The sequence below is a fragment of the Yersinia hibernica genome (genome assembly GCF_004124235.1).
GTDB lineage: Bacteria > Pseudomonadota > Gammaproteobacteria > Enterobacterales > Enterobacteriaceae > Yersinia > Yersinia hibernica.
On sequence record NZ_CP032487.1, the window covers coordinates 2,377,611 to 2,404,310 of the forward strand.

Consider the following 26,700-nt stretch of genomic DNA (forward strand, 5'->3'; position numbering starts at 1 on the left):
GCAACGGAATGAACCCAGGAGTTGAGATAACTCAATGACTTGGGTGAGTGATGGCAGCCAACAACCCTGCATCTTGAAAGATGACGGGTATAACTCCGTTATTATTTTTGTCAGGGATATGATGAGGAAATTGCGCCAGAAACCAGGTCAGGATCAGCAGGTCAGCGCTGCCGCCGGGGCTAAGATTACGGGCGATACACTGGGCGTCAAACCTCCGCACTTTTAACTGGCTGAGAGGCGCGCGCATCCCTGCCGGTGAGAGTGAGGCCAGAAGTTCTGTCGCCTGTTGTTGTAACCATTGCAACCCCGCCATACCGCCACGAGAAACCACATTGGTATCGCGATTGACGGACATCAAAATCAGCAAGGTGTGCAATAGGGCATGATCAGGTTGCGCTCCGTCAGCTAATAAGCGCCGGTATGCGGGTAAAGCATGGGTTAACACCGTCGCAAAACCTGATTCCGCCTCACCGCGCGCACCGGTCAGGCCATGTTGATAAAACAGGCGCTGACCCGCAGTTTGTTGCGGATTGGATTGGTACAACTCGCGCTCGGTTAGCCCACAACATAAGCTGGCAACCTCCTGACACACCGTTTCAGCACTGATTTGTTGCGCACGCACACTCAACCGCCCGAGCGCACAGCACATTAATCCCAGTGAAAAAACGCTGCCTTTATGGGTATTCACACCGCCGGTGGCCAAAAACATGCTGTTTTCACACGCCAGCCCCAGTGGTCGTAAACGGCTCAGTGCCGCCTGCCCGTGCACATCACTGTGGCGAATACCATGCTCAATAAAACGTGGCAGCCACGGCGCAATAGCATCCGCACTGTGATAAAAATCGAGCAGCGCCATATCCCGATGTGCGCCACAATTAACGCGGTCGACCAAACCGGGTTTGGGAGTCAGGTTGACTTCGGCCAACAGCGCCTGATAAGCCAGTGCACCATATTTTTGGCTAAAGCTAGATCCCTGCCAATGTGCCGACGACGACAGCACCATGTCGTCAGTGCGTTGCAGTTGTGGCATTGAGCATCAACTCCATCTGGGCCAGTAATTCTTCGATACTGTGGGTTTGCGCTCGAGCACAAACATGCGCTGGGCGGTGGCATAACAGGCAGCGGCGGGCAGCCAAGCCGACATCACGACGCGACAAAATTCGCCCTGAAATATCAAGCACATCGATATCCCATAACCGGCCCTGCGGGTGCTTTAGCTCCAGTAACAGTGCGGCGTCTTTCACCTGCTCCGCAGGCAAATCAACCGCTATCAGCCCTTCACACCCAGTCGGCAATGGGAAAACTTCTTGCTGCAATACCGGCCAAGATTGCTGCTGGCTCAATGCAGTAATCGCTTGCCACGCCAACGCAAACAGCTTGCGCGTCAATGGGTTATCTTTCACTGCACCGGGCGCGACTAAGGTCAGAGAAATCAACGTGACTTGGTGGCGAGCCAACCAAACCTGTTGACGGCTCTGGCGCGACTCTCGACTGGTCAGCAATTCCGGCAAACTAATCGGCCGGTTAGCCGCTAACGCCGGGGAAAATGTATTCATCGCCTACTCCTGTATCTGATGAACAACATCAATCACCGAGCCGTCGCGGTAACGCACTACGGCCACCACACGGTCGGTGAATTTGATAGGTTGCGGTGCGCCCGTCAGGGTCAGCGCGCGCTGATAAAGCCAATCGATAGTCACCACCGGTAAACCCGCCTGTTGCAAACGTTCTGCCAGTTCTGGCCGTGCCGGATTGACCGCAATACCGTGATCGGTCACGAGAATGTCCACACTGGAACCCGGCGTCACGCAGGTTGTCACTTCCTTGACTAAGGTCGGGATCCGCCCACGCACCAGCGGCGCCACAATAATTGACAATCGCGCCGCTACCGCGGTATCACAATGGCCACCCGAAGCCCCGCGCAGCACGCCATCAGAGCCGGTCAACACATTGACGTTAAAACCAATGTCAATCTCCAGCGCACTGAGCACCACCACATCCAGCCGGTCAACTGATGCGCCTTTTGAACTGAAATTGGCATATTGATTCGCACTGATTTCAATATGCTGCGGATTGCGAGCCAGTGAAGAAGCCGCCTGTTTGTCAAAACTTTGCACATCTAACAGCTTGGTAATCAGCCCTTTTTCATGCAGTTCCACCATGGTTGAGGTGATCCCCCCGAGGGCAAAAGCCGCCGTGATATTGCGGCGCACCATTTTGTCCTCCAGGAAGCGGGTCACGGCCAGTGATGCCCCGCCGGTGCCGGTCTGCAAAGAGAAGCCGTCGACAAAATAGCCCGAGCCCGCAATCACCTCTGCGGCGCGGCGAGCAATTAATAATTCGCGGGGATTAGAGGTCATTCGGGTGGTATCAGCACCAATCTTGTCGGCATCTCCCACTTTCTCAACTTGCACAATCAAATCGACCTGATCCTGAGTAATACTGGCGGGATGGTGTGGATAAGCCAGCAAAGCTTCAGTTAACAGCACCACACAGGCGGCATATTCAGCATCAACACGGGCATAGCCCAAGGAACCACAACAGGCATTCCCACTAAAACCATTGGCATTGCCGAACTCATCACCGGCCGGAACCCCAATAAAGGCGACATCAATAGTCAATTCGCCGGACTCAATCAGATTAACGCGGCCACCATGTGAGTGAACTTGAACAGGTTTGGTTAATAATCCGCGCGATATTTCCTCTGCCAGCGGCCCGCGCATACCCGAGGTGTATATTTCGCTGACTACGCCATTGCGAATATGCTCAACCAGCGGTGAATGGCAGTCACTCAGGGAGCTGGAAGCTAAACGTAAGTTTTTGAATCCCATGGCTGCAATGGCATTCATGACCAGATTTAAGGTCAAATCACCGGCACGAAAAGCATGGTGGAAGGAGATGGTCATGCCATCTTGCAACCCACTGCGGCGGATAGCATTTTCCAATGAATCACAAACCTTGCTATCGCGCGGTTTTTGCGCCTGTAAATTCGCTTTCGAGCTGCTTTGATATGGGGGATGCGCCGGGCTGTTATCCTGACAATCACTTAAGCTGGCTATCCGTTGTTGCCTATTCATTTCTTATTCCTCACGCAGGCCGCTGGCCGCACGCTGTAAAACCAACCGCGCCCGCTCAATTACCGGGCTGTCCACCATCTTGCCGTTCAGGGAAACCACCCCGCGTCCTTCGGCTTCTGCCGCAACAGCGGCATCGACCACCGCCTGTGCATGGCGGACTTCTTTCTCAGTCGGGGCATAGAGGTTATGTAATAGTTCGATTTGGCGTGGGTTTATCAGCGATTTGCCATCAAAACCCAGTTGTTTGATGAGCGCGGCTTCCTGCAAGAAACCGGCTTCGTTATTGGCATCGGAATACACGGTGTCGAAAGCTTGAATACCGACAGCGCGGGCCGCCTGCAAAATTGAACAGCGCGCAAATAACAGTTCAATGCCCTCGGGCGAGCGATCAGTGCGCAAGTTGCGGACATAATCCTCGGCTCCCAAGGCAATGCCCATTAAACGCGGGGATGCCTGTGCAATAGCCAGCGCCTGCGTAATGCCCTGCGCAGACTCAATTGCCGCTAACAGGCCGGTGCTGCCCACTTCGCGGCCGCACTCCGACTCGATACGGCTGATTTCATCCGCCATATCTGCCACATCTTTCGCGTGGTCAGTTTTCGGCAAACGCACGATATCCGCCCCACCGCGCACGACAGCCTCTAAGTCAGCCAGACCATAAGCTGAATCCAATGCATTGACGCGAACTATGGTTTCCACATCTTGATACAGTGGATGCTGCAAGGCGTGATAAACCAAACGACGAGCGGCATCTTTTTCGCGCAGGATAACCGAGTCCTCCAGATCAAACATCAGTGCATCAGCCTGATAAATAAAGGCATTACTGACCATGGCAGCATTAGCACCGGGAACAAATAACATGCTGCGGCGCATTCTGTTTTTCATTTCGGGTTTCATCAATGCGCTCTCCATGGCAGAATTTTTTCATCGCAGGCTCTCAGCAGCGCGGTTTCCAGCCGTGCTTGCAAAACGCAATCTAGCGCGCCTTTATCGTCAATAATCAGTTGCACCCCGGTCACTCGATACTGTTCCAGCAACGCCAATACGCTGTAGCGAATGGCTTCACCAAATTGCTTGTCTACACTGCTGTGTATTTGCAGGTCTATTTCGGGTGGATTTAATGGCGCGATGCGCACCATAACGTCGCTTGACTCCAACGTTCCGGCGACGGCCTCTCTAATAATTTTCATGTTTCACCTGATTAACTTGTCTTCAAATTCGCGGTTTCTGATTTACACATCAGTCCCTATCTTTGCGCCCTGCTGTAACCAACTGCTTTTAATCAGTTAAAACAGGGCTGAATTCTTTACTCGCGTGGGGCTTTTCTCGGCGCTGGCTGCCTTATGTGCGCGTTGCGCCAACAGTCGCTGTAAGTAATGGCAGGTCGCCGGAGGCACTAATTTTCGAATGGTTTCGCCATCTCCCTGGGCCAGTAATTTGCGCACCCATGAGGCGGAAATGGCGGTGTTGTGATATTTGAGGCGTTCAATTTCTACCAATGCAATCGGCGGATAAGGCAATGATGGCGTTTCCAGCCAAAAGCCCATGTCGCGGTTATATTTGGCCGTCACGCTACAAAACGGCTCAGTTCCAACAAAACGATGAGTGACACCCAGTGCCGGAGCTAAATATTGGCGGAATATTTTCAGGTCAATCTCGGTATAACAGTCATCTGCCACACCTTGATCTTTAATGAAATAGCACGGGAATGTGGCGCGGGAAATCATATATTCCGAGCCGGGGTGTACCGTCAGATTTGCAATATCTTGCGTGCCTTCGAGCACCAATTGCAGTCGATCTTCGTACGGGAAACGCGAATTATCTTCTTTGACTAAAAACAGATGTAACCAATCACATTGGGCCGCGGCCTGCCGCACCAAATATTGATGCCCGCGGGTAAACGGGTTGGCATTCATTACAATACTGCCAATTTTCTGCCCTGGCTGGCGTAATTGACTTAATTGTTTGGCATAGCGCTGCAAACGGCAGTCGCTATTTTCCATCAACACCGCAATACCCGGGACACTGGCTATAGGATAAAAGCCACAAGCTTTAAACAAGCTCTCATTTTTAGTTTTGGTATAAATAAACAGATGGCTATGGTGGCGTTCATAGGCCAGATTGACTAACTCAGTTGCCAACGTGAGTGCCAACCCTTCGCCCCGCACCTGCTCACTGATTGCCACGCATTTGATAATATTGCCAGCAATGCCACCACAAGCTACAAGCTTTTCATTACGGCTTACGGTAATAAACACCTCAACGGTGGTATCTATATTCAGATCATTGGCACGTAAGAAACGTGTTATTTCTGCAATCTGCTGATGGTCTGAACGATTAATTCGGTCAAATACCGTGTCCATAATTCACTCTCTACCATAACGTTTACATAACAAATAAAAAACAAGTTAAGAAGCGAACAATAAAATAAAAATTCGCCACAATTTAAAATAAATAATTCACGTAGAAACAACAGCATGAAATAAATCGGAGTCAGATTATTTTTAATTTTAATTTTAATTAATTTACGAGCACATGCTAAACATAAAAACAACGCGGTTAATTGACCTATTTCACAGATAAGAAAGTAAATATAAGTTATTTAATGGTTTTAATTTTCTTAATTATAAATATATATTTTTATTTCTCTTAGCTATTTAATTATTTCTTAAATTAACTTATGTTATCGCCAGTGCAATAGCCCATATGTTAATTAAGGTGAGTCGTGTGCCAAGTTATTCCATAGCAGAAAAATTAAAATGGCGCGGCCGCATATGGGGCCGGCTGAAAAACATGGCCTTTCCACTGCGCATATTTCTGTTGCTGTTAACCGTGTCTATCTTACTGGTCGGCGCGCTGGATCGTTTTCTCAGTCATAACTTTGAGCAATATCTGTTGGATCAAGTCAGTAAAACTGCAATGAATCAGGCCAAGATAATTGCGTCGATGGACTCGGTGGTCAATGCCGTTAAACATCGTGATAAAGCCCAACTAGCACAAATTGTCGGCCGGCTTGGCAATACCTCCGACCTTGACTACCTGGTCATTGGTGATACCCAGTCAATTCGCCTGTATCACCCAAACCCGCAGATGATTGGCTACCCGATGCAATGGACCAAAGCCGGCGCATTGGAAAGGGGCGAGAGTTACATTATTTTTGGTAAAGGCTCAATGGGCGAGGCCATGCGCGCCAAAACCCCAATTCGTGATGAACAGGGAAAAATCATTGGTGTGGTTTCGCTCGGTTATCTGATCAGCAAAATAGATCACTGGCGACTGATTTATCTGCTGCCCCTGACCCACTCTTTTATTCTGGTGCTCGTGGTGCTGTTGCTTTTGTCATGGCTGTTTGCTCACCATATCCGCCGCCAAATGATGGGAATGGAGCCGAAAGAGATAGCGCGCGTGCTAAGACAGCAAGAAGCGCTGTTTGGGGCTGTATTTGAAGGGCTATTAGCGGTTGATCCTGAGGGGAGGATCACTGCAATCAATCAGAATGCGCGTAAAATGTTACACATCTCAGCCACGCCACAGCAATTGATTGGCCGTAAAGTCAGTGAGGTGGTCTCTCCTGACCACTTCTTTCTCGAGCAAAGTGGTGACAATCGCCAAGATGAACTCTGTACTTTTAATGGCTTAAATGCCATTGCCAACCGGGCGGGCATTTGGTCGGAAGAGAGGGTTTTTCAGGGCTGGGTGGTGAGTTTTCGCAGTCAGGATGATATTCATACTCTCAGTGCCCAGCTCAGCCAGATTAAGCAATATGTCGAAAATCTGCGCACAGTGCGCCATGAACATCTTAATTGGATGTCGACGATGAGTGGGTTGTTGCAAATGAAAGAGTTTGACCGGGCACTGGAGATGGTGAAAACCGAATCTTCCTCCCATCAGGCACTGATTGATATGCTGCGCACCGCATTCAATAACCGGCAGATTGCGGCGTTATTATTTGGTAAATACCACCGGGCCAAAGAGTTAGGTCTGAATTTGAACTTTATCCCCGGCTGCCAGTTAGGGCATTTACCGCCCAATATCGGCGAGAATGAACTGGCCGCTATTATGGGAAATCTGCTGGATAATGCTTTTGAAGCCAGCTTAAAAAATCCAGAGGGTGACAAACAAATTGAAATTTACCTATCTGATGAGGGTGATGATGTGATTTTAGAAGTCGCCGACCATGGCTGCGGTATCGACCCACACCTGCAAGATAGCCTGTTCGAGCGGGGTATCAGTTCTAAAAATTCAGACGAACACGGTATTGGCCTGTATCTGGTGGCCACCTATGTTCAGCAAAGTGGCGGCACCATTACGCTAGAAGAAAATCCGCCGCGCGGCACCTTATTTACCGTCTTTATACCAAAGACGCATTGATCTCAAAGACAGGGAGATCCCATGGAATGTCTTAATATTTTAGTGGTAGAAGATGAAACGCCACTGGCAGAAATGCATGCAGAATTTATCCAGCAAAGCCCCCATTGCCAGCAAGTCTGGCTAGCAGGCAATTTGCAGCAAGCCCGCAGTATGGTGGCCCGCTTTCATCCTGATTTGATTCTGTTGGATAACTATCTGCCCGATGGCAGTGGTTTGGCGTTATTACGAGAACTGACTTTACAGGGGTTTTCCGGCGGCATTATTTTTGTTACCGCCGCCAGTGACAGTGAAACAGTCTCTGAGGCTATTCGCTATGGGGTATTTGACTACCTGATAAAACCGGTCGCTTACCAACGGCTGGAACAATCTTTGGCCCGCTATCGCCATCGTCATCAAGTCCTGCAAGATGGTACTAAGGTCAATCAGCGCCAAATTGATGAGATGTACAACACTTATGCCCGTGGCGAACAAAAAGTCACATTGCCATTGGGTATTGACCAAATGACTTTGGATAAAATTCAGATGTTGTTTGCTAATAATGCAGATGAATATACCGCTGAAAATGTTGCGCAGGTGCTCGGTTTAAGCCGGACAACAGCCCGCCGTTATCTGGAGTTTTGTGCGACTAACCAAGCCCTACAAGCAGAGATAATTTATGGCAAGGTGGGCCGGCCGCAGCGAATCTACCGCAGTAAAAAAACGGCGTAATCCTAAACCTGTCTAAGTTCCACGCCACCTCTTTCATGCTCCACACTCCCCCTGTGGAGCACTGCATTTTTCAGTGAGAATTGCCTATTTCTCCAGCAGATTTCCGCCGCATATGTTAAGCCTCTTACATTTTTAATAACAATTATTGCCACGCTAATGATTGATGAGCATCATGCCAACTTATGTCCCGTAATAATGAAAAATCATGATTAATGTCGCATTGATAGATGACCATATTGTTGTGCGCTCGGGTTTTGCCCAGTTGTTATCGCTGGAAAAGGATATTCGTATTATTGGTGAATATGGCTCAGCGGCAGAAGCTTGGGCCAAGCTGCCCGAGACAAATATCCATGTCGCTGTTATGGATATTTCAATGCCGGATGAAAGTGGCTTAAGTCTGCTCAAGCGCCTGCGCCAAAAAATGCCCCATTTTCGCGCCATTATCCTGAGTATTTATGACACTACCGCATTTGTACAAAGCGCGATGGACGCCGGGGCCAGTGGCTATTTGACTAAGCGCTGTGGCCCGGACGAATTAGTTCAAGCGCTACGCACCGTCAATGGCGGTGGGCTGTATCTGTGCGCCGATGCATTGCGGGCATTGCGCCATATGCCACAACAGCCGCAACAACTGGCGGTGTTAACACCACGAGAGAAAGAGATTTTCCAGCTATTAATCAATGGAATAAGTGTTAAGTCGATTGCTGAGAAATTATCGCTCAGCCATAAAACTGTGCATGTTCACCGGGCTAATATTCTGGGTAAACTGAATTGCGAAACCACTGTCGAACTGGTGCATTTCGCCTTGCAACATCAGTTATTGGCAGGAAACTGACATGTGGCAATTGCGCTCTGTGGGGTTATCGCTGTTTCTGGCTATTTTCTTCTCGCTGAGTTGGCTGGCACTGTGGACAATTAGCTTTTATCTGAGTGATGATGGCCTGCACGCCGTTTTATTACTGCCCCAAGGCCTGCGGCTAGCATTGATAATTCTGCTGCCACGCCGCTATTGGTCGGTGTTATTGCTGACAGAGTGCGCTGCATTGGGGTGGTTGCACAGTGAGCAGTTGCAACCGACGATTTTGATTATGTTGTCCCCACTCCTCAGTTTGCTACCCGCCGGACTGACCCAGCGTTTTTGGCACCATTACACCCTTTATTGGCAGCGGCTATTACTGCTGCTCGCCGCCGTCACGGGTAACAGTCTGCTACACGGGCTAATTTTTAGCTACTGGCTACCTTTGCCATTAACTCAAACCCTGCTCGCCACTTTTACCGGCGGCATCCTGCTGGTGCCATTTACCTATCTAATATATGAATATTTAAAACAGCAGCATATTCGAAACTTATTCTCTCAACAGATGCCAGACCCGCCACTGCGCACATCTCTGCTCATTTGGTGCTCGCTGATTTTCGCAATTGGGGTTTGTGTGCAGATAGCCATTGCCCCGAATATGGAGCGGCTGTTGCTGATTTTTGTCTTCCTGCCCAATGTCTTCATGGCCTATAAATTTGGCTGGCAAGGAGGGGTGTTAGCGGCGGTATTAGGCAGTTTGATGATAACAGTGACCCGTCAAGCCAGTGGGGCATTTCATGATTTAGCTGAACTGGAGTTGTTCCTTTCGACTCAAGCACTTTTGGGGCTGACATTAGGCATCGCCATCAGTCGCCAACAGCAGTTGGCACAACATCTGCACCGTTATCGCAATCAGCTAGAGCAAGAGTTGCAAACCCGCCGCAAACTGATGAAACGGCTGGTGCATACAGAGGAAGATGTACGCAAGGAAATTGCCCGCGAGCTACATGATGAAATCGGCCAGAATATCACCGCCATTCAAATTCAGGCGATGCTAGTAAACCGCAGTGCGCCCTCGCCAGCAGCACAATCTGCCGCCAATCAAATTAGCAGCTTGTCACAACGTATCCACCAAACAACTCGCCAATTATTACGACAATTGCGCCCGCCAGTGCTTGATGAAATGCCACTCAACCAAGCACTGCATCATCTGGCAGAAGAGTTTGCTTTTACCGAGCAAGGGATTCATTTTCAAATGGATTATGCGCTACCCTCACCGCCCGGTGAGGATGTGGTGATATTTACACTTTACCGGTTGGTGCAAGAGTTGCTCAATAATATTAATAAGCACGCTAACGCCAGCAATATCCAGGTAAGTCTGCACTTGACCGACGATATCATCACTTTGGAAGTGCGTGATGACGGAATGGGTATCCCGGAGTCATCTCCCGGCGGTGGATTGGGCTTGCGCGGTATTGAAGAGCGCGTGCGGGCGCTGGGCGGCGACTGGTTGCTACAGCGCCGCTTAGGCACCCGGGTCGTGGTCAATCTGCCCACCCATGTCCGCACCAGCGACTCTGTGAGCCTGCCCACAGAACGGGATCAAAAGCCCGCATAAATAAGCATTATTCCTAACCGTCTACAACCTTGTCTGATCCCTTTTATTTTTTCCTTCCTTACACTCAACCTAATTACCGGAGGAATCCATGTCAGCACCGCCATTGTCGTCAAAGACTTTACCTGCCGAGCCTTTGACACCGGAACAGGTGAATGCGCGCTACCGCTATTGGCGACCGCGCCTGATGGCCGCCATGGTGATGGGCTATGCCGCCTTTTATCTGACACGCAAAAGTGTCAACTACGCGATGCCGGTGATGCAACTGGAACTGGGTCTGGATAAAGGGGATATCGGCTTACTCGGCACACTGTTTTATTTGGCATATGGCGGCTCAAAATTTGTTTCCGGCATTGTCAGTGACCGCAGCCAAGCGCGCTGGATTATGGGCATCGGTTTGATGATGACCGGGATACTGAATGTGGTCTTTACCCTGTGCCACTCGCTGCCCGCCCTGTTGGTGGTCTGGACTTTAAATGGTTTCTTTCAGGGCTGGGGATGGCCGCCTTGCGCCAAATTGCTAAGTACTTGGTATTCACGCAATGAACGCGGCACTTGGTGGGGATGTTGGAATACGTCCATCAGTATTGGCGGGGCGGCGGTGCCGCTGCTATCGGCTTTTCTGGCCTCGCACTACGGCTGGCAGGCCGCACTGCTTGTGCCCGGGACCATCGGCATTGTGTTAGGTATTTGGTTATGCTGGCAATTGTGTGATAAGCCGCAACAGCAAGGTTTGCCGACCATCGGCCAATGGCGACGAGATCCGCAAGATCAGTGGCAAGAGCAACAAAGCCCGCCCATGCCGATGGGGCGTATTTTTCGCGATGCCATTTTGCGCAACCGCACCATCTGGCTGCTGGGCGTTTCTTATGTGCTGGTCTATTTGATCCGCATTGCCCTCAATGACTGGGGCAATATTTGGTTAGCAGAGAGCCATGGCGTCAATTTGCTCAGTGCCAATGCCACCCTATCACTGTTTGAGTTAGGGGGATTATTTGGCGCGTTATTTGCCGGTTGGGGGTCAGATTTATTATTTCGCGGACAGCGCGCGCCCATGATTTTGCTGTTTGCGCTGGGGTTATTTCTGACCATGACCGCCCTGTGGCTGGCCCCGGTACACAACTATGCGCTGCTATCAGTGACGTTTTTCAGCATCGGCTTTTTTGTTTTTGGACCACAAATGCTGATTGGCCTGGCGGCCACCGAATATACCCATAAAGATGCCGCTGGCACTGTCACGGGGTTCCTCGGGTTATTTGCTTATCTCGGTGCTGCGCTGGCGGGGTGGCCACTGGCGCAAGTATTGCAACATTATGGTTGGCAAGGTTTTTTTGCTTTGCTTACTCTGGCGTCAGCCGCTGTTGGTTTGTTATTGATGCCGCTCTTGATGACCGGCATCAATCGATTGAAAGCAGTACGTTAGACAAAGTCAGTCATACCGCTACCTACAACTGTTGTCTCTGTAACCGTTGTCTCTATAACGACAGCCCAACCTGCACCCGGTAACGTGTGCATAAGGGTATAAAAAGGATAATGTGATGAAACTTGTACCTCTCTCAGCATTGATCGCCGCCGGCCTCGCCCTAAGCGCCTGGACTACCGTTGCCAAAGCGGAAGGCCGTTTGGTTATTTATTGCAGCGCCACCAATGCCATGTGTGAAGAAGAAGCCAAAGCATTCGGCGAAAAATACGATGTAAAAACCAGCTTTATTCGTAATGGCTCCGGCAGCACGCTGGCCAAAGTGGATGCAGAGAAAAAGAATCCGCAAGCCGATGTTTGGTATGGCGGCACGCTAGACCCGCAGTCACAGGCCGGTGAAATGGATTTACTCCATCCCTACGCCTCTCCTAACTTAGCGCAAATCATGCCGCAGTTCCGTGACCCGGCAAAACGCAAAGGTAATTACTCCTCCGCCGTTTATATCGGCATTTTAGGGCTGGGAGTCAATACTGACCGCCTGAAAGAGAAGGGCCTGCCAGAGCCAAAATGCTGGAAAGACCTGACCAACCCGGTCTATAAAGGCGAAATCCAGATTGCCGATCCGCAAAGCTCTGGCACCGCCTACACCGCACTGGCAACTTTCTCACAGTTATGGGGGGAAGAGGCGGCATTCGATTACCTGAAAAAACTGAATGCCAACGTGTCGCAATACACCAAGTCAGGTATCGCCCCGGCCCGTAACGCCGCACGTGGCGAAACCACCATCGGCATTGGCTTCTTGCATGATTACTCTCTGGAAAAAGAGAAAGGCGCGCCACTGAAATTGATTTCACCCTGCGAAGGGTCTGGCTATGAAATTGGTGGGGTCAGTATTTTGAAAGGGGCGCGGAATCTGGACAATGCCAAGTTATTTGTTGACTGGGTATTGTCAAAAGACGCACAAGAATTGGCATGGCAGAAAGGCCAGTCATACCAGATTCTGACCAACACGACGGCAGCGACCTCCCCTAACTCACTCAAGCTCGACGATCTGAAGCTGATTAACTACGATATGGACACTTATGGTGCCACCGAAATGCGTAAGAAACTGATAACCAAGTGGGTCAATGACGTCAAGATGGGTCAATAACCACCAAGTATAAATATTAATAACTTATCGACTACTTCTATACCCAAGGTCATTGGCGTTGCAGCAAAGTTAACCACACCGCTGTAGCGCCAAAGACACCGGGTGGTTATCTAGGGAACACCATGACACATACTCTGCGGCTCCCGCAGACACGGGATGCTATTTTCTATTGGCTGGCGTTTGCCGTGGCTGCTTTTGCCTTATTACCCACTTTCAGTCTGGATTACGGCCTGCTTGAAGCGAGCCGCTCTGAGCTGCTGCTCGCTTATGGTTGGTCTGGGCTAAACATCAGCACATTGTGGTTTACCCTGCCATTAGTATTGCTTTTCAGACCACTCTCCCCGCAAGGGCGCGAACACCGTGCTCGCCATTTATTTGATGCCGGTTTTGCCCTATTCTGCGCTCTATTCGTGGTAATAAGCTCTGCATGGCTGCAACGTGGCTTAGGTTTTGCCACGATTGGCTTGTTTATTGCTTTGGGGGCCATCATTACATTGGCGCTCGCTCGCCTTGAATGGCTGGGCGGCGACCGTTTTGTAATCGGATCATTGGTCACCATTATTGCTTTGATAACCGTCTTCATTCTGTTTCCCAGTATCGCTATCTTCATTCCGGTGTTTACTGACGAAAGCGGAGCGTTTGCGCCATGGCAATTTATGGCGATCCTCGGGCAGGCGCATATCCTGCAAGTTATCTGGAATTCGTTCGTGCTGTCGGTTGCAGTCGGTATCGGCTGCACATTCTTTGGCATGGTGCTAGCCATTTACACCACCAGAATTGCCAAGCGCTCAGCTTTGCTGGGGCGGATTTTCTCCATTCTGCCGATTGTCACCCCGCCGTTTGTGGTGGGGCTGGGCGTCACCCTGATGATGGGCCGCTCCGGTTATGTCACCGAGTTAATGGTCACGTGGTTCGGCCTAACGAACACTAACTGGCTCTATGGTTTTACCGGTATCTGGCTGGCACAAGTTCTGGCCTTTACCCCGATGTCATTTATGATCCTCGACGGCGCGATTAAAACCATTCATCCGTCGCTGGAAGAAGCCTCTTATACCCTGCGCGCCAGCCGCTGGCAGACTTTTATGCAGGTATTTCTGCCGCTATTGAAACCGGCACTGGCGAACTCATTTTTGATAGTCATTGTGCAGTCACTGGCAGATTTCAGTAACCCACTGGTATTGGGGGGGAACTTTGACGTGCTCGCCACGCAAATCTACTTCTACATCACTGGCGCGCAACTTGATTATCCGGCGGCATCCACACTCGGCGTCATTCTACTGATGTTCTCGCTGTTTATTTTCTGTATCCAATACATGTGGATAGGCAAGCGCTCCTACGTCACCATCTCCGGTAAATCTTCGCGCGGCGATGTCCAACCATTGCCCGTCACTCTGGTGTGGGGCACGACGGCCATGTTGTATGTGTGGATTGCCTTTAACGTGTTGCTTTACGGCAGCATTTTCTATGGCAGCTTTACCGTCAACTGGGGCGTCGATTACACCTTAACGCTGAATAACTTCAATCAGCTATTTGGCCAAGGTTTCAGTGACGGTGCTTGGCCCTCATTGCTCGATACCCTGCTCTATGCCGGTATCGCCGCACCTATCACCGCCGCTTTTGGTCTGCTCATTGCCTATATCGTGGTTCGCCAGCAATTCCGAGGGAAAAAAACCATCGAGTTCAGCACCATGCTGTGTTTCGCCGTACCGGGAACCGTGGCCGGGGTCTCCTATATTTTGGCCTTTAACAGTGCGCCGGTGTACCTGACTGGCACGGCGGCCATCGTCATTATCTCGATGGTGATGCGAAATGTTCCAGTTGGGATACGTGCCGGGATTGCCGGCCTCGGGCAACTCGATAAATCACTGGACGAGGCCTCACTCAGCTTGCGAGCCGGTTCGCTGCGCACCGTGATTTACATTTTGCTGCCATTGTTGCGTCCGGCGATTTTATCGGCACTGATTTACAGCTTTGTGCGGGCTATGACGACGGTCAGTGCCATTGTTTTCTTGGTGACGCCAGATACGCGAGTCGCCACCTCCTACATCCTTAACCGCGTAGAAGATGGTGAATACGGTATCGCGATTGCCTACGGCTCAATTCTGATTGTGGTGATGCTCGCCATCATCTTCCTATTTGATTATCTGGTTGGCGAAGCGCGAATTGCCCGCTCAAAAGCCAGTAACGCCGAATAATGGCGCACTGAAAAGGCTTAACATGATGACTAACGAAAATAATGGGTCTAACAAAAATTATTTTTCTGATAAAAACCAAGTGACTGAGAAAAAGCATTTTGTCGAACTCAAGCATGTCAGTAAGCGTTTTGGCAGCAATACCGTCATTGATGACTTAAATCTGGCTATCCCTAAAGGCGAAATGGTCACCTTACTTGGGCCCTCCGGCTGTGGTAAAACCACGGTATTACGGCTGGTTGCCGGGCTGGAAAAACCCACTGGCGGGCAAATTTTTATCGACGGTGAGGATGTTACGGACAGATCTATCCAGCAACGGGATATCTGTATGGTGTTTCAGTCCTATGCCTTGTTCCCCCATATGTCTCTGGGCGAAAATATTAGTTATGGCCTGAAAATGCTGGGGCGTCCAAAAGATGAAATTCGCGAACGGGTGAAGGAAGCACTGGCATTGGTGGACTTAAACGGCTTTGCAGACCGTTTTGTCGATCAGATTTCAGGGGGGCAACAGCAGCGCGTGGCGCTGGCAAGGGCACTGATTCTAAAACCTAAAGTGCTGCTGTTTGATGAGCCCCTCAGTAATCTGGATGCTAACTTGCGCCGCAGTATGCGCGATAAGATTCGTGAATTGCAGCAGCAGTTTAATATTACTTCGCTCTATGTGACACACGACCAAAGTGAAGCTTTCGCCGTTTCTGATACCGTATTGGTGATGAATAAAGGCAAAATCATGCAAATTGGTGCACCGCAAGAATTATATCGCCACCCGGCGTCACACTTTATGGCCAGTTTTATGGGGGATGCCAACGTCTTTCCCGCGCGTATCAACAGTGATAGCGTCGAAATCTTTGGCTATCACATCCCTCGTCCACAAGGATTTGCTGCAGGATATCAACAAGCTACCGTGGGTGTAAGACCAGAGGCCATTACCCTTAGCCAGCAAGGTGAGCCAAGCCAGCGCTGCACTATCAATAAAGTAGCTTATATGGGGCCGCAATATGAGGTTTTAGTTGATTGGCAGGGTCAATCATTATTATTGCAAGTGAATGCCACACAGTTGCAACCGGCTCCTGGCGATAACTATTACCTGCAAATTCATCCATATGGCATGTTTGTCCTGACGGATGCCCCGCAATAAGTTCTCTGGCGGGCAGTGTGACCACACAACTGCTCGCCACTTTATCGGCCGCCATGGCGATTTTGTCGGCGAGTATTGCTCGAAAAGCCAAAAATCTCAATAAGTTGCACAAACTGTAAGCAAACAATCCAAATTTACTGTTTCCCCTTTGACATGTTCCTCGGACCCCGCTATTATTCGCCCCGTTCACACGATTCCTCTGTAGTTCAGTCGGTAGAACGGCGGACTGTTAATCCGTATGTCACTGGTTCGAGTCCAGTCAGAGGAGCCAAATTAGAGAAACCCGCTTAGGCAACTAAGCGGGTTTTTTGCATTCCAATCCCATGATTAGAATCGCTTTCTGATATACAAGATCCAGAGCAACGCCGCCAACACGCACTGGCACAATTACCAAGCTCGCCGCTCTACACACGTAAAACCGCTCCGGCGAGGATTATTCTCAGGAGCGGTCTGTTGGAATCATTATTGCCGCTATGGATTCAGGACTTTTTTGAGTCCAATGCTCGGTGAATCGCCGCTTCCAATTCGTTAGCTTCGAATTTTGCTACATAGGCATCAGCACCCACTTTGCGGACATGATCTTCATTCGCACTCCCCGATAATGAAGAATGGATAATGACAGGAATATTCTTCAGGAATTCATCCCGCTTAATATTTAATGTCAGGGTAAAGCCATCCATCTCCGGCATTTCTAAGTCAGTTAGCACAAATGAGATTTTATCCGAGACAGGGCGGCCCTCAGCCCTCGCCTCTTCAGCTATCTTCTTGATTTTATTCCATGCCTCTAAGCCAGTGATATGCATCACGGCGGGAATATTCATCATCTTCAGCGCTTGTTCCAGCATAGAGCGGGCCACTTTTGAATCTTCTGCCACAATAGCCACCGCATCCGGCTTCAAATCAAATGCCTTGGTTTTCTCGCTATCAATTTGCACATTGCGGTTAGCGGGAATAATGTCATATAAAATTTGTTCGACATCTAATACCAGCGCTAACCTGTTACTGGCGGTGTCATTATCGAGCCGGGCGATACTGGTGATATTGCGGCTTTTTACCCCCGCATCGGCAGCCAGTACCTGGCTCCATTCCAGACGAACGATATCGTCAACAGACTCCACCGCAAAGGCCTGGGTGCTGCGGGCATATTCAGTCACCAGCAGAATATTCAATCCAGTTTTGGGCACACACCCCACAATCGCTGGCAGGTCAATTACAGGAATGATTTCACCACGTATATTCGCCACGCCCATCATTGGTGAAGCCATGCCTGCCGCTTTGGTTAGGGTTGGCATCGGGACAATTTCGCGCAATTTAAACACGTTAATACCGTATAACTCCGATTGTTGTTCCTTTTGGGACTCCCCTAAACGGAACAGCAACAGTTCAAATCTGTTGGAGGAGGTGAGATTAGTTCTCTCCTCTATCTCTTTTTGAAAATTATCCATACTTTCCCCGCTGCAAATAAGAAGTCCAATACAACACGGCACGCGCTCATCCCACGACTTCTCATTACCTTGCTGGTGCGCACAATAGTAGAACTTATTTCTTTATCGGCAATTGGCGCGAAATGCTTAATAATTCGATATCAGATTGATAAAGTGCGGCGGGTCTTTGCTATCAATGCACTGGCGCGGCTTGGCTCCGTAAACTGGGGTTACGGATATACTGAACTTATGCCGCTGGCCGATAACGCCATAACCAGCGGCCAGTGGACATCCGGCGGTAAAATAGTACGCCGCGCACTATCCAGTCGAGGAACATCCCCATCCATACCCCGGTGACACCAAATCCTAATGTCACCCCCAAAATGTAACCGACGATAATACGGCATCCCCACATTCCAGCAAGTGCGACCCACATAGTGTAACTGGCATCTTTCGCGCCTTTTAACCCCGACGGCAGCACCCAGGCCGCCGCCCAAATTGGCATGAAGAGCGCGTTTATCCAAATCAGGTGCTTAACGACGTCGATAACCCCCGGCTCATTGGTATACAACGCGGCCAAGAATCCGGCGCTGGGGATAGACAGCACCGCAATAAAACAGACCCCCAGCGTTGAGAGCCAAAAAATATGCTGGAGCTGACGGATGGGCTGCAAAATCTGCCCTTTCCCCAAGCGGGTTCCGATAATAATCGTCGAGGTATACCCCAGCGCATTACCCGGCAAGTTAATCAGCCCGACGATTGAGAATGCAATAAAGTTGCCGGCAATGACTTCTGTCCCCATCCCGGCCACAAAGCGCTGAGTAATCAGCTTTCCAATACTAAACATCACCGACTCAACACTGGCAGGAATGCCAATACTCAAAACCTCGAACATGATGGCCGAAGTAAAGGGCATAAAATAGGCTTTAAAGGGGATGCGCAGAGTATTATTGGCCCCGAAAATCAACACCAACACCACGACCAGGGCACCTAAATAACGGGAGAGTGTGATGCCAATCCCCGCACCGACAAAACCCAGCCCTTGCCAATGCCACAAACCGTAAATCAGCACACTACTGATGGCAATATTGAGAATATTCATGGCGATATTGATAAACATCGGCAGCCGTGTATTACCCGCGCCGCGTAAGGCACCGCATCCCACCAGGGTTATTGCCATGGCCGGATAATTCCACACCGTCAAATGCAGGTAGGTCAACGCCATCGCCTTAACTTCAGGATCAGCCTGGCTGGCCATTAGATTGATAATGGCTTCCCCGGCAAAATGCACCAATAACACTAATAAACAGGAGATGAGGACTAACAAGGAGATGGATTCACGTGCCGCGGTTTGTGCCTGTTTGCGCTTGCGCTGGCCCAAGCTGAATGACACTACCACTGACGTACCGAGCGCTACTGAAGCAAAAAAAGCCGCAATCAACATATTGAAACTATCGGCCAGCCCCACCGCGGCCATCGCTTCTTTGCCCAACCAGCTGACCAGCAAAGTGCTAAACACGCCCATCAGCAACACGCACAAGCCTTCAATAAACAGTGGGATCGCCAGCGGCGTTATTTCACGCCAAAACAGTACCCGATATGATTTTCGCTTTTTATACCAGGCATTTTCGCAAAAGATTTTCAACTTAACAGTCCCTGAAACCCTACCCATTTGCATACCTCCGCGCTTTCCACCACTATGGTGAAATATCCCTAAGCGCAGATTTACAATGGCGATTTCTCACTTTAAATTTTAACGTGTAATACACGATAAAAAGTCGACCCACCCATCATAACAGAATGGCAGGTTAATTTAAATGAAACGCAATTTCACAACATAGATAATGAAATAGTTATGCAATAAGATATACATAAATATGCAAAATCTCTTTGACTCGAACACCCGTTTTGCGATATCAATGTAGGCATTGAAACCTTTGCCAGACAGACCTAATTCATACAGGATTTAATTGATGACAACTATTCTCAAACACCTTCCTATTAATCAGCGTGTTGGTATTGCTTTTTCCGGTGGTTTGGACACCAGCGCAGCACTGCTGTGGATGCAGAAAAAAGGGGCGATTCCTTACGCCTATACCGCCAATCTGGGTCAGCCTGATGAAGAAGATTACGATGCCATTCCGCGTAAAGCGATGGAGTACGGTGCTGAGAAAGCTCGCCTGATTGATTGCCGGAAACAACTGGTTGCTGAGGGGATTGCCGCCATTCAGTGTGGGGCTTTCCATAACACCACTGCGGGTGTTACTTACTTCAACACCACGCCACTGGGTCGGGCGGTTACCGGGACGATGTTAGTTGCCGCAATGAAAGAAGACGGCGTGAATATTTGGGGTGACGGCAGTACTTACAAAGGTAATGATATTGAGCGTTTCTATCGTTACGGTCTGTTGACCAATGCAGAGTTAAAAATTTATAAGCCATGGCTGGATACTGACTTTATTGACGAACTCGGTGGCCGCCATGAAATGTCCGAATTTATGATTCAATCCGGTTTCGATTACAAAATGTCGACCGAAAAAGCCTATTCCACTGACTCCAATATGTTGGGTGCCACTCACGAAGCCAAAGATTTGGAATTCCTGAACTCCAGCGTCAAAATCGTTAACCCGATTATGGGCGTAAAATTCTGGGACGAAAATGTGGTGGTGAAAGCGGAGCAAGTTTCTGTCCGTTTTGAGCGTGGTTATCCGGTTGCGTTAAATGGCGTGGTGTTTGACGACAGTGTTGAGCTGATGATGGAAGCCAATCGCATCGGCGGTCGTCACGGTTTGGGTATGAGCGACCAAATTGAAAACCGCATTATCGAAGCCAAAAGCCGTGGTATTTACGAAGCCCCGGGGATGGCATTGCTGCACATCGCTTATGAACGCCTGCTGACCGGTATTCATAACGAAGATACTATTGAGCAATACCATGCTAATGGCCGCGTGTTGGGCCGGCTGCTGTACCAAGGCCGTTGGTTCGATCCACAAGCACTGATGCTGCGTGACTCGGCTCAGCGTTGGGTCGCCAGCGAAATCACCGGTGAAGTCACACTGGAACTGCGCCGGGGCAATGATTACTCCATCTTAAATACGGTGTCTGAGAATCTGACTTACAAACCAGAGCGCCTGACCATGGAGAAAGGTGATTCGGTGTTCTCACCCGACGACCGTATTGGGCAGTTAACCATGCGCAATCTGGATATCACTGATACCCGCGAGAAACTCTTCAACTATGTTGAGACCGGGTTACTGTCATCTTCTGCGACGACGGGTTTGCCGCAGGTGGATAACAATAATCTGACCGTACATGGGTTGCAGAACAAGAATAACTAATTGTTATTATTAATATAAATTGCCATTGGCATACACTGAAGCAGGTTTGGGTTATCAACCGAAACTTGCTTCAGTCATCATTGTTGAAACAATATCAAATAGTTGGCGTTGGCAATTCGATATTACTCTCCGCCAATGACCCCATATTGTTATACATCGCGCAGGCCGCATCCACCAAATGCATGGCGAGCGCCGCACCGCTCCCCTCACCTAGGCGCATGCCCATTTGCAGGTAAGGCTCAAGTTGCAAATGGTTGAGAGCGATAACCGCGCCTTTCTCGGCCGACAAGTGCGATGGAATCAGATAATCATGCACTCCCGGGGCAATACGGCAAGCGGCCAATGCCGATGCATAGGAGAGAAAACCATCCAACACCACCGGCAAACCTGCAGCCGCCGCACCTAACATCACCCCGGTCATACCCACCAAATCAAAACCACCGACTTTGGCCAACACATCAATACCATCACTGCCATCCGGTTGATTGGTTTCAATCGCCCGCCGGACAACCGCCACTTTATGATGCAATTGTTCACTGGGGAAATTTGCCCCAATCCCCACAACACATTGTGGGTCGCTGTCAGTGAACACACTGACCATCGCCGCCGCTGGTGTCGTATTCGCCATGCCTAATTCGCCCACACCAAACACTTTCACACCATCAGCCGCCTGCTGTAATGTCAGCTTCGCACTGGCGAGCAGTAAGTCTTCAGCTTGCAGGCGGGTCATGGCGGCCTCACAGGCGATATTGCCACTGCCTCGCGCCACTTTCATATCTAGCACGCCCGCTAGCGTCTCACTGTCGATCCCCACATCAACCACTTTCACTTCAACCCCGGCATTGGCGGCCAGCACACAAACACCGGTGGTGCCTTTCACCATATTCAATGCCTGAACCATCGTCACGGCGCGCGGGGAGACAGCCACCCCCTCATCGTAAACACCGTGGTCAGCGGCCATCACGATGATTTGTTTGCGCTCGACTTGATGACCATATAACCCACGCATTCCAGCCAGTTGAATCGCCAATTGCTCTAAACGCCCTAGGCTACCAGGGGGTTTTAGCAAACCATCCAGCCGTGTTTTGGCGCGGGTCATGGCCCTGCTATCTAGCGGCCCAATAGTGCGTAGAATTGATGACAGTGTTTGCATGTATTTAACCTCGTGTTGCAGGCTGCCAAACAGCCCGGCTGTTGAACGCACACAACGTGACAAATCCTTGGTGGATCTCCAACACGCTGTATGCCCCCTGCTCAAAATGAAAATGCCACATGGCTGCCGCCGGCATTGCCAGTAAGCGCGCCAGCATCAGGCTTAATACCCCTTGATGGGAAACCAGTAACTGATTGTTATCGTTATTTTTTATTGAAAGCAGTGACTGAACCACGCTTTCTATCCGGGCTGAAAACTGTGGAAAAGACTCCCCGCCGGTGGGGCTGGCCTGTTGCCAGTCCGCCAGCCATGCCGCCCATGCATCAGGGTCTTCACGTTGTAAATCATGGTGATGGCGCATTTCCCATTGACCAAAATTCATTTCATTTAATTGGTCGTCGGTGCCTGCATCCAGTGAATGCCCCGCCAACACAATATTGGCAGTATGGCGCGCGCGCAGTAACTGGCTACTGACGCCATGGCCGAACGCCACATCCGCCAGCCAACCCGCGACATCGCCAGCCTGTGCTACCCCCTGCGGGGTTAACGCCACATCGGTCAGGCCGCAAAAAACACCGCGCAAATTGGCTTCAGTTTGCCCATGGCGCACCAGAAAAAGTCGCATACAATGGCTCATCAAGATTGATCGGAAACCGGCCGCCTCACAATAGCGCCAGTAAGAATACCAATTCACCCACTTCAGCAGCGGCACCCAGTGTGTCACCGGTTTGCCCCCCTAAACGGCGGCGCAGGTAGACCGCCAATAGCAGCACAACAACCATGGCGATAATCAGCGCCAACAGTGCCGCCCCCTTACCGAGCAACAGTGTCAATACCGCCCCACCGGCCAAAGTGACGGCGGTTTGCCACCCCGTGACTTTACCAATGTATATATTGCCTAACCCATTACCTTCGCGCGCATAACGTTGGCGATACATCAACAATACAATGACCGTGCGCCCAGCCACGGATGCTGCAGTGAGCATCGCTAACATGGGCACATCGCGCAGTGCCAATTCACTGACCACCAGCACTTTGGCGACCACGATAAATATCAGCGCCAAACCGCCATTAGTACCGAGGCGGCTGTCGCGCATGATCTCCAGCATTTGCTCGCGTTGACGGGCAGAAAACACCCCATCACAGGTATCTGCCAGCCCATCGAGATGAAAAGCGCCGGTCACCAGCGCCAATACCAGGACATATCCCAGCGCCGCCAGCGGCACACCACACCACGGAGCCAACAGAGTGAATCCCCCCCCCGCGATCGCCCCGACAATCAAGCCAATCAGAGGAAAACCAATAATACCGCGCTCATAGTTATCCATCGCCAGCCCGTGAGTCCAGCGCTCAGGCACCGGAATGCGGGTCATAAACTGCAATGTTGCGAGAAATAAACGCAGGCTCATTTAATTTTTACCTCAATGCCAGAAACCACGAGAAACACCTCGTCAGCGGCGGCAGCCAGGCGCTGGTTGACCCGCCCGGCGATATCACGAAAATGCCGAGCCAAGCGGTTTTCCGGCACAATTCCCATGCCCAACTCATTGGTGACCAGATAGATAGGCGCTGAACTTCGGGCACAAGCTGCCAGCAGGTCGGTAATTTGCTGCTGAATCCCCACTTCCAATAATGTAAAATCCATCTGCTCCGGCGGGGTATCACCCGCCAGTTCAAACAGTAAATTGGTGATAAGTGTCGTGATGCACTCCAACATCACGGCTTCACCGGGCTCAACCTGTTGCTCAAGCACCATGCCGAGGTCTCGATACCCTTCCCAAGTTCGCCAGTGCGCTGGGCGGCTGGCGCGATGTAATTCCACTCGCGCGGCCATTTCTGTATCTGTCACCACCGAGGTGGCTATGTAAAACACCCGCTCAGCAGCTTGCGCGGCTAGGCGTTCGGCTAATGAGCTCTTGCCACTGCGCGCCCCCCCGGTAATCAAAATCACTGCGCGCGCTCCTGTTGATGTGTTTGCATGAGTTGAAAAATTTTATCAATATCAATATGTTCGCGCATGCATGATGCCAAAATGTCGAACTGTTGCTGTTTATGTTCAGCATAATTGACGGCCACCCCGTCAAAGGCCGCCAGCCCTTTGCGCTGGCGCAGGTTATCCAATAGCGCGCGGGTAAAATAGTGGCTGTCAAACACCCCGTGAATGTAGCTGCCCAGCACGCTGCCATCGGCATTTAGCGCGCCATCCAGCCACTGCTCGGATTGCCCATTGCGCAGCATTAAGCGGGCAAACGGCGTCGCATCGCTCCCCAGATGGGAGACACCCATATGGATTTCATAGCCCTCAAGCTGCTGCTCACCGCAATTTGCCAGGATCCCTGGCAGGCCAGTCTGACAATAGCCGCTCACTCGCGTGGTGACTTTATCGTGGGCAAACGCGGTCTCCACATCCAATAGCCCCAAGCCGTCCATCTGCTCAAGGCCCGACTCCACACCATCAATGATACGTTTGCCCAGCATTTGATAACCGCCACAAATACCTATCACGGGTACATTATGTTGATGCTGCGCCAGTAACGCCGCCGCCAATCCGCTGTGGTGCAACCATTGCAAATCCCCCAGCGTATTCTTGCTACCCGGCAGGATAATTAAGTCCGGTTGACCCAACGCCGACAATTGAGAAACATAGCGCAGGCGGACATCCGGTTGAGCGGCCAGCGCATTAAAATCGGTAAAATTGGCGATGTGTGGCAAGCGAATCACGGCGATATCCAGCGACTTTTCCGCGGCATCCTGATATTTGCCATTTTGCAATGCGACGCCATCTTCATCTTCTAAATCAATATCCAGCCACGGCATCACCCCCAGCACCGGCACGTCCGTCAAAGCTTCAATCTGTTCTAAACCCGGCTTGAGCAGCGCGATGTCACCGCGAAATTTATTGATTATCACCCCTTTGACCCGGGCTTTTTCATGCGGATGCAACAATGCCAAGGTGCCATAGATAGAGGCAAAAACACCGCCGCGATCGATATCAGCCACCAATAACACTGGCGCATCCGCCATCTCCGCCATGCCCATATTGACGATGTCACGATCACGCAGATTGATTTCCGCCGGGCTGCCCGCCCCCTCCAGCACCATGACGTCATATTCGCGCGCTAGGCTATGGTAAACCGCGCTAATTTGTTGTTGCAGTTGCGGTTTATATTGGTGGTATTCCACGGCATCCATATTGCAGGCAACTTTGCCCATTAACACTACCTGCGCCTTGCGGTCACTGGTGGGCTTGAGCAACACCGGATTCATACGGACATCCGGGGCTATTGCGGCGGCCTCGGCCTGAAAAATCTGCGCGCGGCCCATCTCTTCACCTTGCGCCGTAATCCCTGAATTAAGGGCCATATTCTGTGATTTAAAAGGCGCGCAGCGGTAACCATTTTGCATAAAAATGCGGCATAGCCCTGCCACTAATACACTTTTACCGACATCGGATGCTGTGCCCTGCACCATTATCGATAAATTCTTCACAGGCCGACTCATCGCATTTCCTCCGTTTCCCGCTGATGCATCAGCGCAAAAAGTTGTTCTTCTGTTTTGCACAGTGGCAACCCCAGCTCACTGTGCATTTTGACTAACCAGGGCTGAACCAGCCCAGCAGCCTGGAGTTTATCCTGTTGCAAAAATACATCGGTTGTTGCGCCCGCAATCACCAGATGCCCGCGCGATAAGACATACAAATAGTCGCAAACCTTATAAATCAGATCGATATCATGGCTGGAGAGAATAACCCGTTTTCCCTCGGCGACAATGCGCTCAATAATAGTAATCATGTGCTGGCGGCCCGCGGGGTCTAGCCCGGCGGTAGGTTCATCCAGCAACAGATATTCCGCCTCCATGACTAGCGCGCCAGCAATCGCCACCCGCTTTTTCTGGCCGTGGCTCAAATGTTGGATAGATTTATGGCGAAATCCTTGTGCGTCAACCAGGGTCAATGCCCGGTCAACACGCTGTGCAATAATATCTTCTGGCATGCCTAAATTGCGCAAACTGAAAGCAATGTCGCTATCAATGTCAGTATAAAAAACCTGCTGTTCCGGGTCTTGAAACACCGTGGTCACGCGCTGGCGTAATTCGCGCAAATGGGCTTTTTTATAACTGAGCGGCTCACCTTGCCACAATACCGCCCCCTGCTGGGGTTGCAGGATGCCGGTCAGGTTCATAAACAAGGTGGATTTACCACAACCATTGGCCCCCAAAACGCCGGTGACCGCGTGCTGACTGAAATCCAAAGTCAAATCATGCAGTACTTGCTCATCCTGATAGCTGAAACCTAACTGCCTTGTGGCTAACATGACAT

At 50.5% G+C, this 26,700-nt stretch carries 23 protein-coding genes and 1 tRNA gene; 10 read left to right on the forward strand and 14 right to left on the reverse strand.

The features are described from left to right. Positions 1-31: 31 nt before the first annotated feature. The 6 genes from citG to citC all read right to left on the reverse strand — a co-directional run bounded on the left by citG (position 32) and on the right by citC (position 5,440). Positions 32-1,030 carry a triphosphoribosyl-dephospho-CoA synthase CitG gene (gene citG / locus D5F51_RS11235; protein ID WP_129196781.1) on the reverse strand — a complete coding sequence of 333 codons (999 nt, stop codon included), beginning with the start codon at positions 1,028-1,030 and terminating at the stop codon, positions 32-34. Then, complete coding sequence (gene citX / locus D5F51_RS11240; RefSeq protein WP_129196783.1) at positions 1,008-1,556, reverse strand: citrate lyase holo-[acyl-carrier protein] synthase; 549 nt, start codon at positions 1,554-1,556, stop codon at positions 1,008-1,010. Before citX ends, citG begins: the two co-directional genes overlap by 23 nt. Positions 1,557-1,559: 3 nt before the next feature. Then, complete coding sequence (gene citF, locus D5F51_RS11245) at positions 1,560-3,077, reverse strand: citrate lyase subunit alpha (RefSeq protein WP_129196785.1); 1,518 nt, start codon at positions 3,075-3,077, stop codon at positions 1,560-1,562. A 3-nt stretch (positions 3,078-3,080) separates the two neighbouring features. Next, complete coding sequence (locus D5F51_RS11250) at positions 3,081-3,974, reverse strand: aldolase/citrate lyase family protein (RefSeq protein ID WP_162301727.1); 894 nt, start codon at positions 3,972-3,974, stop codon at positions 3,081-3,083. Further along, a complete protein-coding gene (gene citD / locus D5F51_RS11255) occupies positions 3,974-4,267 on the reverse strand; it encodes a citrate lyase acyl carrier protein (protein ID WP_025377851.1) in 294 nt (97 codons plus the stop codon). Before citD ends, D5F51_RS11250 begins: the two co-directional genes overlap by 1 nt. 96 nt (positions 4,268-4,363) lie before the next feature. Beyond that, entirely contained in the window at positions 4,364-5,440 is a 1,077-nt protein-coding gene (gene citC / locus D5F51_RS11260) for a [citrate (pro-3S)-lyase] ligase (RefSeq protein ID WP_129196789.1), read from the reverse strand. 343 nt (positions 5,441-5,783) lie between these two features. Between citC and dpiB the strand changes: the two genes are divergently transcribed. From dpiB to D5F51_RS11305, 9 genes are all read left to right on the forward strand, one after another. Continuing rightward, positions 5,784-7,448: a sensor histidine kinase DpiB gene (gene dpiB, locus D5F51_RS11265; RefSeq protein WP_129196791.1), complete on the forward strand. Its 1,665-nt coding sequence runs from the start codon at positions 5,784-5,786 to the stop codon at positions 7,446-7,448. 21 nt (positions 7,449-7,469) lie between these two features. Continuing rightward, a complete protein-coding gene (gene dpiA / locus D5F51_RS11270; RefSeq protein ID WP_025377848.1) occupies positions 7,470-8,156 on the forward strand; it encodes a two-component response regulator DpiA in 687 nt (228 codons plus the stop codon). A 205-nt stretch (positions 8,157-8,361) separates the two neighbouring features. Further along, entirely contained in the window at positions 8,362-8,991 is a 630-nt protein-coding gene (locus tag D5F51_RS11275; protein WP_025377847.1) for a response regulator transcription factor, read from the forward strand. Position 8,992: 1 nt separating this feature from the next. Further along, positions 8,993-10,570: an MASE1 domain-containing sensor histidine kinase gene (locus tag D5F51_RS11280; RefSeq protein WP_129196793.1), complete on the forward strand. Its 1,578-nt coding sequence runs from the start codon at positions 8,993-8,995 to the stop codon at positions 10,568-10,570. Positions 10,571-10,658: 88 nt separating this feature from the next. Then, positions 10,659-11,990, forward strand: a complete 1,332-nt coding sequence (gene uhpC, locus D5F51_RS11285; protein ID WP_025377845.1) for an MFS transporter family glucose-6-phosphate receptor UhpC — start codon at positions 10,659-10,661, stop codon at positions 11,988-11,990. A 115-nt stretch (positions 11,991-12,105) separates the two neighbouring features. Beyond that, positions 12,106-13,137: an ABC transporter substrate-binding protein gene (locus tag D5F51_RS11290; protein WP_129196795.1), complete on the forward strand. Its 1,032-nt coding sequence runs from the start codon at positions 12,106-12,108 to the stop codon at positions 13,135-13,137. Positions 13,138-13,259: 122 nt separating this feature from the next. Beyond that, positions 13,260-15,332 carry an ABC transporter permease gene (locus D5F51_RS11295; protein WP_129196797.1) on the forward strand — a complete coding sequence of 691 codons (2,073 nt, stop codon included), beginning with the start codon at positions 13,260-13,262 and terminating at the stop codon, positions 15,330-15,332. Between the two features lie 25 nt (positions 15,333-15,357). Continuing rightward, positions 15,358-16,467, forward strand: coding sequence for a ferric ABC transporter ATP-binding protein (gene fbpC / locus D5F51_RS11300; protein WP_129199323.1), 1,110 nt, complete (start codon positions 15,358-15,360; stop codon positions 16,465-16,467). A 195-nt stretch (positions 16,468-16,662) separates the two neighbouring features. Next, positions 16,663-16,738 (forward strand) — tRNA-Asn (locus D5F51_RS11305). 208 nt (positions 16,739-16,946) lie between these two features. Here D5F51_RS11305 and D5F51_RS11310 read toward each other — a convergent pair. Both D5F51_RS11310 and D5F51_RS11315 read right to left on the reverse strand, forming a co-directional pair. After that, a complete protein-coding gene (locus tag D5F51_RS11310) occupies positions 16,947-17,912 on the reverse strand; it encodes a chemotaxis protein (protein WP_129196799.1) in 966 nt (321 codons plus the stop codon). Positions 17,913-18,138: 226 nt separating this feature from the next. Further along, the gene (locus tag D5F51_RS11315) at positions 18,139-19,569 is read right to left on the reverse strand and encodes an EmmdR/YeeO family multidrug/toxin efflux MATE transporter (RefSeq protein ID WP_025377841.1); all 1,431 of its coding nucleotides are present in this window, start codon (positions 19,567-19,569) and stop codon (positions 18,139-18,141) included. A gap of 295 nt (positions 19,570-19,864) precedes the next feature. Here D5F51_RS11315 and argG point away from each other — a divergent pair, with 295 nt between their 5' ends. Then, positions 19,865-21,229: an argininosuccinate synthase gene (gene argG, locus D5F51_RS11320; RefSeq protein ID WP_129196801.1), complete on the forward strand. Its 1,365-nt coding sequence runs from the start codon at positions 19,865-19,867 to the stop codon at positions 21,227-21,229. Between the two features lie 94 nt (positions 21,230-21,323). On the opposite strand, the gene cobT is transcribed toward argG, so the two are convergent. From cobT to D5F51_RS11350, 6 genes are read right to left on the reverse strand one after another with little or no spacing between them, the layout of a single operon-like run. Next, on the reverse strand, positions 21,324-22,382 hold the full coding sequence (gene cobT / locus D5F51_RS11325; protein WP_129196803.1) for a nicotinate-nucleotide--dimethylbenzimidazole phosphoribosyltransferase: 1,059 nt from the start codon (positions 22,380-22,382) through the stop codon (positions 21,324-21,326). A 4-nt stretch (positions 22,383-22,386) separates the two neighbouring features. Then, positions 22,387-23,007: an adenosylcobalamin/alpha-ribazole phosphatase gene (locus D5F51_RS11330; protein ID WP_129196805.1), complete on the reverse strand. Its 621-nt coding sequence runs from the start codon at positions 23,005-23,007 to the stop codon at positions 22,387-22,389. Positions 23,008-23,044: 37 nt separating this feature from the next. Beyond that, positions 23,045-23,791 carry an adenosylcobinamide-GDP ribazoletransferase gene (gene cobS / locus D5F51_RS11335; RefSeq protein ID WP_129196807.1) on the reverse strand — a complete coding sequence of 249 codons (747 nt, stop codon included), beginning with the start codon at positions 23,789-23,791 and terminating at the stop codon, positions 23,045-23,047. Then, a complete protein-coding gene (gene cobU, locus D5F51_RS11340) occupies positions 23,788-24,333 on the reverse strand; it encodes a bifunctional adenosylcobinamide kinase/adenosylcobinamide-phosphate guanylyltransferase (RefSeq protein WP_129196809.1) in 546 nt (181 codons plus the stop codon). Before cobU ends, cobS begins: the two co-directional genes overlap by 4 nt. After that, entirely contained in the window at positions 24,330-25,883 is a 1,554-nt protein-coding gene (locus D5F51_RS11345; protein WP_129196811.1) for a cobyric acid synthase, read from the reverse strand. The genes cobU and D5F51_RS11345 overlap by 4 nt, the downstream gene beginning before the upstream one ends. Continuing rightward, complete coding sequence (locus tag D5F51_RS11350; protein ID WP_129196813.1) at positions 25,880-26,695, reverse strand: ATP-binding cassette domain-containing protein; 816 nt, start codon at positions 26,693-26,695, stop codon at positions 25,880-25,882. The genes D5F51_RS11345 and D5F51_RS11350 overlap by 4 nt, the downstream gene beginning before the upstream one ends. Positions 26,696-26,700 lie beyond the last annotated feature (5 nt).

What these genes read in the sequence shown, in the direction of transcription:
- citG (WP_129196781.1), bottom strand. Translation starts at nt 1,030, where the DNA reads ATGCCACAACTGCAACGCACTGACGACATGGTGCTGTCGTCGTCGGCA.
- citX (WP_129196783.1), bottom strand. Translation starts at nt 1,556, where the DNA reads ATGAATACATTTTCCCCGGCGTTAGCGGCTAACCGGCCGATTAGTTTG.
- citF (WP_129196785.1), bottom strand. Translation starts at nt 3,077, where the DNA reads ATGAATAGGCAACAACGGATAGCCAGCTTAAGTGATTGTCAGGATAAC.
- D5F51_RS11250 (WP_162301727.1), bottom strand. Translation starts at nt 3,974, where the DNA reads ATGAAACCCGAAATGAAAAACAGAATGCGCCGCAGCATGTTATTTGTT.
- citD (WP_025377851.1), bottom strand. Translation starts at nt 4,267, where the DNA reads ATGAAAATTATTAGAGAGGCCGTCGCCGGAACGTTGGAGTCAAGCGAC.
- citC (WP_129196789.1), bottom strand. Translation starts at nt 5,440, where the DNA reads ATGGACACGGTATTTGACCGAATTAATCGTTCAGACCATCAGCAGATT.
- dpiB (WP_129196791.1), top strand. Translation starts at nt 5,784, where the DNA reads ATGTTAATTAAGGTGAGTCGTGTGCCAAGTTATTCCATAGCAGAAAAA.
- dpiA (WP_025377848.1), top strand. Translation starts at nt 7,470, where the DNA reads ATGGAATGTCTTAATATTTTAGTGGTAGAAGATGAAACGCCACTGGCA.
- D5F51_RS11275 (WP_025377847.1), top strand. Translation starts at nt 8,362, where the DNA reads ATGATTAATGTCGCATTGATAGATGACCATATTGTTGTGCGCTCGGGT.
- D5F51_RS11280 (WP_129196793.1), top strand. Translation starts at nt 8,993, where the DNA reads ATGTGGCAATTGCGCTCTGTGGGGTTATCGCTGTTTCTGGCTATTTTC.
- uhpC (WP_025377845.1), top strand. Translation starts at nt 10,659, where the DNA reads ATGTCAGCACCGCCATTGTCGTCAAAGACTTTACCTGCCGAGCCTTTG.
- D5F51_RS11290 (WP_129196795.1), top strand. Translation starts at nt 12,106, where the DNA reads ATGAAACTTGTACCTCTCTCAGCATTGATCGCCGCCGGCCTCGCCCTA.
- D5F51_RS11295 (WP_129196797.1), top strand. Translation starts at nt 13,260, where the DNA reads ATGACACATACTCTGCGGCTCCCGCAGACACGGGATGCTATTTTCTAT.
- fbpC (WP_129199323.1), top strand. Translation starts at nt 15,358, where the DNA reads ATGACTAACGAAAATAATGGGTCTAACAAAAATTATTTTTCTGATAAA.
- D5F51_RS11310 (WP_129196799.1), bottom strand. Translation starts at nt 17,912, where the DNA reads ATGGATAATTTTCAAAAAGAGATAGAGGAGAGAACTAATCTCACCTCC.
- D5F51_RS11315 (WP_025377841.1), bottom strand. Translation starts at nt 19,569, where the DNA reads ATGCAAATGGGTAGGGTTTCAGGGACTGTTAAGTTGAAAATCTTTTGC.
- argG (WP_129196801.1), top strand. Translation starts at nt 19,865, where the DNA reads ATGACAACTATTCTCAAACACCTTCCTATTAATCAGCGTGTTGGTATT.
- cobT (WP_129196803.1), bottom strand. Translation starts at nt 22,382, where the DNA reads ATGCAAACACTGTCATCAATTCTACGCACTATTGGGCCGCTAGATAGC.
- D5F51_RS11330 (WP_129196805.1), bottom strand. Translation starts at nt 23,007, where the DNA reads ATGCGACTTTTTCTGGTGCGCCATGGGCAAACTGAAGCCAATTTGCGC.
- cobS (WP_129196807.1), bottom strand. Translation starts at nt 23,791, where the DNA reads ATGAGCCTGCGTTTATTTCTCGCAACATTGCAGTTTATGACCCGCATT.
- D5F51_RS11345 (WP_129196811.1), bottom strand. Translation starts at nt 25,883, where the DNA reads ATGAGTCGGCCTGTGAAGAATTTATCGATAATGGTGCAGGGCACAGCA.
- D5F51_RS11350 (WP_129196813.1), bottom strand. Translation starts at nt 26,695, where the DNA reads ATGTTAGCCACAAGGCAGTTAGGTTTCAGCTATCAGGATGAGCAAGTA.